Here is a 7,333-nt window from a genome sequence, read left to right on the forward strand (position 1 = left end):
CGTTGTCCCCGCCCCGTCAGGCGGCCAGCACCGTGTTGCGCTCCACATGCAGCACCGCGCCGAAGGGATCGTTCGCGTCGAGGGTGTCGGCACTCGGCAGGCAGACGATGAGGCCGCGACCGGCCCTCGCCGCGCGCAGGCTGGTGAGGCGCTCCCGGATCTCGGCGGACTTGCCGTCGTCGAGGGCGATGGCGACGACGACGATGTCCGGCTTGCGCACGAGGCAGCGGGCGAGGTCGATGCCGATGCGCTCGCGCGAGCCGATGGCGTTCTCCCCGAGGCTCGCCCCGCCGCCGCCCATGCCCGGCTCCACACGGCTTGCGAGGCCGAGCCGGTAGACGGCGGATTCGAGGTGCTGCTGGACGAGGACGCGGCGCACCAGCGCCCGCACGCGCTGTTCGGCCCCCGCCTCCTCGCCGTTGATGCGGCCGAACAGCAGGTTCTCCTCCAGGCTGGCGGCCGGGTTGAGCCGAGTGGGATCGTAGAACTCGACGCTCGCGCGCAGGCTCTGCGGCATCAGCCGGGCGAAGGAATGGCGCGCGGCGACGATGCGGTCCTCGAAGGCGGCGTCGATGAGGCCGAACCGGTGCCGGGTCTCGCTGTAGCGGAGCGCCAGCCCGATCAGGCGCTTGCGGTCGCGCTGTCCCGCCGGCCCCCGGCGCCAGCCCTTCGCCTCCGGCTGACGGCTGACGAGATCCTCGAAGAATCCGCGCTCGGCCGCCGGGAACAGCGAGAACGCATCGAAGAGGGGGTGATCGTCCGGAAGGTCGGCGAAGATCTCGATGGTGCTGCGCGCCACCTGCAGCCCGATCTCGGTGAAGGGCCGGGTCAGGTCCTCGGCCTCCAGCACCGCGCGCAGGTAGGGATGGGCGGCGATATGGCTGCCGGAGAAGGCGGAGCCCACGGCCTCGCCGAACAGGATGTTCTCGCCCACCGTCGCCTGATGGTTGTAGCGGGCGGGATCGAACGGCTCCACCAGCCGCGCCGCCTTGTCCGCCACCAGGGCCTCGCGCACGGCGTGTCGGGCGGCGACGATCGTCTTCGCGACGGCCGGCTCGGCCGCCGGGTCCACCGTGCCTTCGAGGCCGCGCGCATAGACGAAGGCGTCGAGTCCGGTCAGGCGCAGCACCTCGATGAGGTCCGCCTCCGAGGGACGCTCCTGGCGCGCCGCGCCGTAGAGGATGTTCTGCTCCAGCGTGCCCTCGATCAGGATCGCCTCGGCGCCCGCCAGGGCGATGTGGCTGGCCCGCTCGGCCGGATCGAGGCTGCGCAGGTCGATCCCGTCATAGGTCACCGAGCCCGCGGTCGGTTCGAGCTGGCCGGCCAGCAGGGCGGCCAGCGCCCGCGCGCCGCTGCCGCGTTCTCCGACGATGGCGAGGTGAGACGGCATCGCCACGGTGACGTCGACACCGGTGAGGCGCTCCCCGCTGGCGGGATCGTAGACGCCGACCCCGGACGCGGCGAGCGTTCCGCCCTTCGGCAAGGCGGCGAATGGCCCGGGCCTGTAGCCGCCGCGACTTTCGAGGGAGACGAGGGTCGCTGCGAGATCGCGGAAGACCGGGGACACCCCCTCGTGGATCGAGCGCAGGCGCAGGGTCACCGCCAGGGCGAGGACGGCGAGGGCGAAGCCACCGCCGGCCGCCACCAGGGCGCCCGGCGCCACGGGAGGCGCCGTGCCGCTCTCGCCGCGCCACAGAGCCACGGCCAGCATGATGGCGGGCAGCAGGACGCCGAGGGCGAGGGAGGGCGCCCGCGCGAAGGCGAGGGAGGATTCGGCGGCAGCGAGGGCATCGCGGATCGCCGCCCCCCTGGCCGCGAGACGGCCGCGCTCGAACGCCTCGGCCCCATGGGCACGCACCGCCGGGACCCGCCGGATGAGGTCGGAGAGGAACCGTTCCGCCGAGACACCGGAACTGAGGCGCAGGATCGTCCGCTTACGGGTGCGGCGGAGGATCAGGAGGCGGGCGAGGGCGGCGGCGAGAAGTCCCACCGCCACCGTCGGCACCAGCCTCGGGGCAGCGAGGCCGGCCATGGCGAGGGCCAGGATCATGGTCGCCAGAGCGGTGACCGGGACGACGATGCCGAGGCCGAACAGGGTGTCGATCCGCGCCAGCATCGCGCCCACATGCTGTGCCAGGCTGCGGGCCTCGTCCCGTGCGGCCGTGGGGGCGTGCAGGATCGCCGTGGTCACCCGTTCGTTGAGGAGACGGATCGTCCGGGACTGGGCGGAGAAGCACAGGCGCGCCACGATCCAGCCCAGGGCCGCCGCGAGCATGGCGACGGCGGCGAGGCCGGTCAGCGCCCACAGGATCACGTCGACGGGCGGAAGGGGCCAGCCGGAGACGACCACCAGGGCCGGCTCACCGGCCGCGTTCCAGGGCCGTTCCATGGCGATCCGGAGGAAGGGAACGGTTTGCGCCGGCGCCTGGACCAAGACGCTCACGAGATCGCGCAGGCAGAGCAGGGCGAACAAAGCGAGGGGAAGGCCGATCCCCAATGTCAGGGCGATGGCGGAAACCTGGAGTGTCCGCGCCGACTTCCAGGCGAAGGCGATCGGATCACGATCCATCGACGTTTCCCTCCGGCGGCCCGCGCCGGGTACGGTCCATCATCCGAGGTCGGCTTAGAGGATCGCCGCCGGGCAGGGAAGGCGCGAGTCCGCCGGTGAGGAATCTTGTCGTGTCGCCCGGCACATGCGCCTCCGCGGTTGTCGGCCGTGCCAAACACTCCTAGGTTTGTGTCTCCCCGGCGTCCTCGGCGCCCGCTCCCCCCACAGCCCGCTTTCTCGTCGCAAGCGCATCGCCAGAAGCTGCAAGATTTTCCATGTGCGAATTGCTCGGCATGAGCGCGAACGTGCCCACCGACATCCGTTTCTCCTTCGCGGGCCTCGCCCGGCGCGGCGGGGAGACCGGGCCTCACGCCGATGGATGGGGCATCACCTTCTACGAGGGGCGGGGCGCGCGCGCCTTCCACGAGCCCGAGCCGAGCGCGCGCTCGGTTCTGGCCAAGCTCCTGCGCGACTACGCGATCAAGAGCCGGATCGTGATCGCGCATGTACGCAAGGCCAATCGGGGGCGGGTCGGGCTCGAGAACACCCATCCGTTCAGCCGCGAGCTCTGGGGACGGCGCTGGACCTTCGCCCATAACGGCCAGCTCAAGGGCGTGAAGAAGTGGCCGCTGACCTGGTTCAAGCCGGTGGGCTCCACCGACAGCGAATACGCCTTCTGCTGGATGCTCGACAGGCTGCAGGCCCGCTATCCGAGCCTGCCGAGCCCGGCGCGGCTCGACAACGCCGTCGCTGAACTCTGCGCCGAGCTGCACGGGCTCGGCGTGTTCAACATGCTGCTCAGCGACAGCCGGACGCTCTATGCCCATTGCGGCAAGCGCCTGTGCTACCTCACCCGCTGCGCGCCCTTCGGCACCGCGACCCTCATCGACGAGGATTGGCACGTGGATTTCGCGCAGGAGACTCGGACCGACGACGTGGTGACGGTCATCGCCACCAAGGCGCTCACCCGCGACGAGTGCTGGACCGATGTGGAGCGCGGCCACATGCTCTCCCTGCGCGACGGCATCGTCCGCATCGTCAAGCCGGGCGCGCAAAAGCCGGTGCGGGTTCCGCCGCCCTGTTCCGGGGTCGGGCGTCCCGACGGTCAGACCGGCCAGGCCGCCTCGCGGTAGGCCCCGTCCCAGAACATCCATTCGAGCTGGGTCGCGCGGGTGAAGGCGCGGTGCATCCGCTCTCGCAGCGCGGGCGAGACATCCCGCGCGGCGGCATCCGTGGCCGCGATCATCTCGGCGACGGCGGTGCCGAATTCCTCGCCCGCGTAGGTGTCGATCCAGGCGGCGTAGGGATTGCCGGCGCTCGCCCGCGACAGGATGTCGGTGCCGATCTCGGCATAGATCCAGAAGCACGGCAGCAGGGCCGCGACCAGCACTTCGTAGGGTTCGCCGTAGGCCGTGGCGAGGAGATACGAGACGTAGTGGTCGCAAGGGGGCGACAGCGGCGAGGCGGCGAAGGTCTCCGCCGAGATGCCGTAATCCCGGAAGAAGCCGCCATGGAGGGAGCGCTCGACCACGATGGCCGTCTCGGCGGCTTTCGCGAACTGCACGATGCCCTCGGGCTCGGGCGATTTCGCCGCGGCCAGTGCCAGCGCCCGGCCGAAGCCGATGAGGTAATGCGCGTCCTGCAGGATGTAGTGGCGAAAGCGGGCCTCGCCGAGGGTGCCGGCGGCGAGTTCGGCATTGAACGGCATCGTCCGGATGGCCTCGTAGGCCGCCGCGTTCCGTGTCCAGGCTTCGGCCGAGAAGCCGTTCTCGTCGACGGGGCGGATCATGAGCGCGGACCTTCCAGGGTAAGGCTGACCCCGTGGCGGGCACGCTGGCCGGGGGCGATGAGGCGCTGCGAATCCCGATCGGTCAGGTCGCCGTCGAAGCCGGCCCAGTCGGCGTAACCGGTCCAGCATTCCAGGGACAGGAACGGCGCGGTGGGCTTCGTCCAGATGGCGAGATGCGGGAAGTCCGAGACGTTCATGCGGATGGCGCTGCCATCGGGCGCGGTGAAGCGCATCCGCGCGCTCGCCGCATCGCGCAGGACGATGGCCTCGGCGAAGAGATCGGGATCGAGGGGCAGGATGCGACCTTCGAGGGGGAACGGACGCTCCTGGCGCAGGAGCAGGCCGCCATCCCCCACCTCGGGCGCCATCGCCCGTTCGGGGTGCTCGAACTCCACCGCGTAGCCGCCTCCGGCCTTGCGCTCCCCGCCGGCGAAGGGCCAGGGGAAGGCAGGGTGGAAGCCCAGGGCGTAGGGCAGGGCCGTCTCGCCGGTATTCTCGATCCAGATCTCGAAATCGAGATGGGCCGGGCCGACCCGCGTGGTGATGTCGAGCTGGAACGGATAGGGGTAGCGGGCGCGCGTCGCCTCGCTCTCGGTGAGACGCAGGGTGACGGTGTCGTCGCTCTGCGAAACGATGGCGAAGGGCAGGTCGCGGGCAAAACCGTGCTGGGCCATCGGATAGGCCGTGCCGTCCACCCGGACCACGCCGCCAGACGAGGCGCCCACCACCGGGAAGAGCCAGGGCGCGTGCCGGTTCCAATGCGCCGGATCGCCGTTCCAGAGATACTCCCGGCCGCCCACCTGCCAGGAGACGGGCTCGGCACCGGACGACGAGATCACCGCCACGGTGCCGTCGCCGGCCTTGAGAGTGATGCGGTCGCTCATGCGGTCTTCCTCGGTGCTGTCACGCTCGGGCTTTCATGCTGACGCGGTTGTGGCCGCAGGCTGAGCGCCGGTCTAGCCTCAACCGGGACGATTGAGCGTTCACCGTCGCGGAGAAATCCCGGCGCCGTGCCAAATTACCGATACGACCGCCCCGGCAAGTCAGGCATACAGTATTACGGTCAAGCTGATTCGGTCGGCCAAACCGGTTCCGTCTGGCTGAAACGTTCCCCATGGCCGACCTCCCGTCATGACGCTCACATCCCGTATCGTCGCGCTGGTCGTGCTCGCCCTCGTCCCCGCCATCGCGGTCCAGAGCTTCAACGAGCACGCGCTGCGCAGCGCCCGCGAGGATGCCGTGACGGCCTCGGCCCTGCGCAACGCCCGCGCGGTGGCGGAAGACCTCACTCAATTCGCCGGCGGCATGCGCCAGCTCCTCGACATCCTCGCGGAGGCTCCGTTCATCCGCGACCAGGAGGCGGCGGGGTGCACCAGCTTCTTGCGCTCCATCATCCGCAAGCTGTCGGGGGCGACGATCCTCATCCTCGCAGATGCCGAGGGTCGTCTGGTCTGCAACAGCCGCGGGATGGAACGGGGCGCCTATTCCATCGGCGACCGGACCTATTTTCAGAAGGCCATGGTGTCGGGCGTGCCGGTTATCGGCGAGTACGTGCTCGGTCGCGGCAGCGGGGTTCCCACCATCCAGTTCGCCTATCCGATCCGGGATTCCGACGCCAAATCCTCCGGCCTGCTCATCTTCGGCTTCGATCCCGCCTGGCTCGGTGACCGCCTGGCCCATGCCGGCCTGCCGAAGGACGCCGCCGTCACGGTGGCCGACCGGAGCGGCACCATCATCGTCCAGAATCCCGACCTCGGCACCTGGGTCGGCAAGGCGCTGCCGGCGGCCTTCGCGTCCGACCTGAGCAAGGCGGATTCCGAAGGAAGCATCGGGGAGATGCCCGGTCTCGACGGCGTGCGCCGCATCACCGGCGTGGTCCATCCCGGCGGCGCCCTCGACGGAATGACCGTCGCCGTGGGCCTCGCCCGTGACACCGCCTTCGCCGATATCGACGCGGCGACGCGGCGCGGCGTGATCCTGATCTTCCTCGGGACGCTGGTCGCCATCGTGGCGGCTCTGATCGGCGGCCGCGTCTTCATCCGCAAGCCGGTGCGGCGGCTGTTGAAGGCGTCCCGCGCCTGGCGTTCCGGCCAGCTCTTCGCCCGGTCGGGCCTGACGGGCCGGTCCGAATTCGGACAGCTCGGCCAGGCCTTCGACGCCATGGCCGCCACGCTGGAGACACACGAGGACGGTCTGCGCGCCGAGCTCAAACGAACGCGCAGCCTGCAGGAGCAGCAGGTGACGATGATGCACGAGCTGAACCACCGGGTGAAGAACACCCTCGCCACGGTCCAGTCCCTCGCCCGGCAATCGCGCGGTGGCGAGGAGCAGGCGGCGCAACTGGAAGGCCGCATCCTCGCTTTGTCGAAGACCCACGATCTCCTGACCCGCGACGACTGGACCGGCGCGCCGCTCCGCGCCGTGCTCGAGAACGAGCTCAGCCCCTACCGCAGTTCGGCGGACCACATGGAACTCGTCGGCCCCGATATCGACCTGCCGCCGCGCTACGTCCTGGCCCTGGGGATGACCGCCCACGAACTGACCACCAACGCGGCGAAATACGGTGCCCTCTCCGGTACTCAGGGCCGCCTGTCGGTGATCTGGCGCGTCACCGAGGACGGCATGGGTGGGCGGCGGCTGGAAATCGAGTGGCGTGAGCGCGGCGGCCCGGCCGTGTTGCAGCCGAAGCGCCGCGGCTTCGGCACCCGGCTCATCACCGGCGGCATCGCCCGTGAACTCGCGGGCTCGGTCGAGCTCGATTTCCAAGCCGAAGGCCTGCGCTGCCGCATCGACGTCCCCATCGAGACGGCGCCGCCGGTCCGCTTCCACTGATCTTTCGAGACCAAGCCTCGATGCGCCCAACCCATGGATGGGACTCGTAGAAGCCCCGTTTAAAGAGCTTGCTTGATCGGATTTCTCGGCGGATGCTCATGCCCGAGTCGATCATCCAATCAGCCCCCTCATCCTGAGGCGCCCGCGTCAGCGGGCCTCGAAGG

Annotated in this window: 5 protein-coding genes; 2 read left to right on the plus strand and 3 right to left on the minus strand. The window is 70.2% G+C overall.

The genetic code is table 11. From position 1 onward, the window contains the following. Nucleotides 1-16: 16 nt before the first annotated feature. Nucleotides 17-2,569 carry an ATP-binding cassette domain-containing protein gene (locus MBTS_RS06325; RefSeq protein ID WP_192215268.1) on the minus strand — a complete coding sequence of 851 codons (2,553 nt, stop codon included), beginning with the start codon at nucleotides 2,567-2,569 and terminating at the stop codon, nucleotides 17-19. 254 nt (nucleotides 2,570-2,823) lie between these two features. On the opposite strand from MBTS_RS06325, the gene MBTS_RS06330 reads away from it, so the two are divergent. After that, a complete protein-coding gene (locus tag MBTS_RS06330) occupies nucleotides 2,824-3,681 on the plus strand; it encodes a class II glutamine amidotransferase (protein ID WP_051074292.1) in 858 nt (285 codons plus the stop codon). Here MBTS_RS06330 and MBTS_RS06335 read toward each other — a convergent pair. Next, the gene (locus tag MBTS_RS06335; protein ID WP_147831131.1) at nucleotides 3,654-4,337 is read right to left on the minus strand and encodes a TenA family protein; all 684 of its coding nucleotides are present in this window, start codon (nucleotides 4,335-4,337) and stop codon (nucleotides 3,654-3,656) included. The two genes, MBTS_RS06330 and MBTS_RS06335, sit on opposite strands and share 28 nt — an antisense overlap. Continuing rightward, nucleotides 4,334-5,221 (minus strand): aldose 1-epimerase family protein, encoded by an 888-nt coding sequence (locus tag MBTS_RS06340; protein WP_147831129.1) that lies wholly within the window; start codon nucleotides 5,219-5,221, stop codon nucleotides 4,334-4,336. The genes MBTS_RS06335 and MBTS_RS06340 overlap by 4 nt, the downstream gene beginning before the upstream one ends. 247 nt (nucleotides 5,222-5,468) lie before the next feature. Between MBTS_RS06340 and MBTS_RS06345 the strand changes: the two genes are divergently transcribed. Then, nucleotides 5,469-7,169 (plus strand): sensor histidine kinase, encoded by a 1,701-nt coding sequence (locus MBTS_RS06345; RefSeq protein ID WP_056146901.1) that lies wholly within the window; start codon nucleotides 5,469-5,471, stop codon nucleotides 7,167-7,169. Nucleotides 7,170-7,333 lie beyond the last annotated feature (164 nt).

The organism is Methylobacterium bullatum, from assembly GCF_014845095.1.
Taxonomy (GTDB): Bacteria; Pseudomonadota; Alphaproteobacteria; order Rhizobiales; family Beijerinckiaceae; genus Methylobacterium; species Methylobacterium bullatum.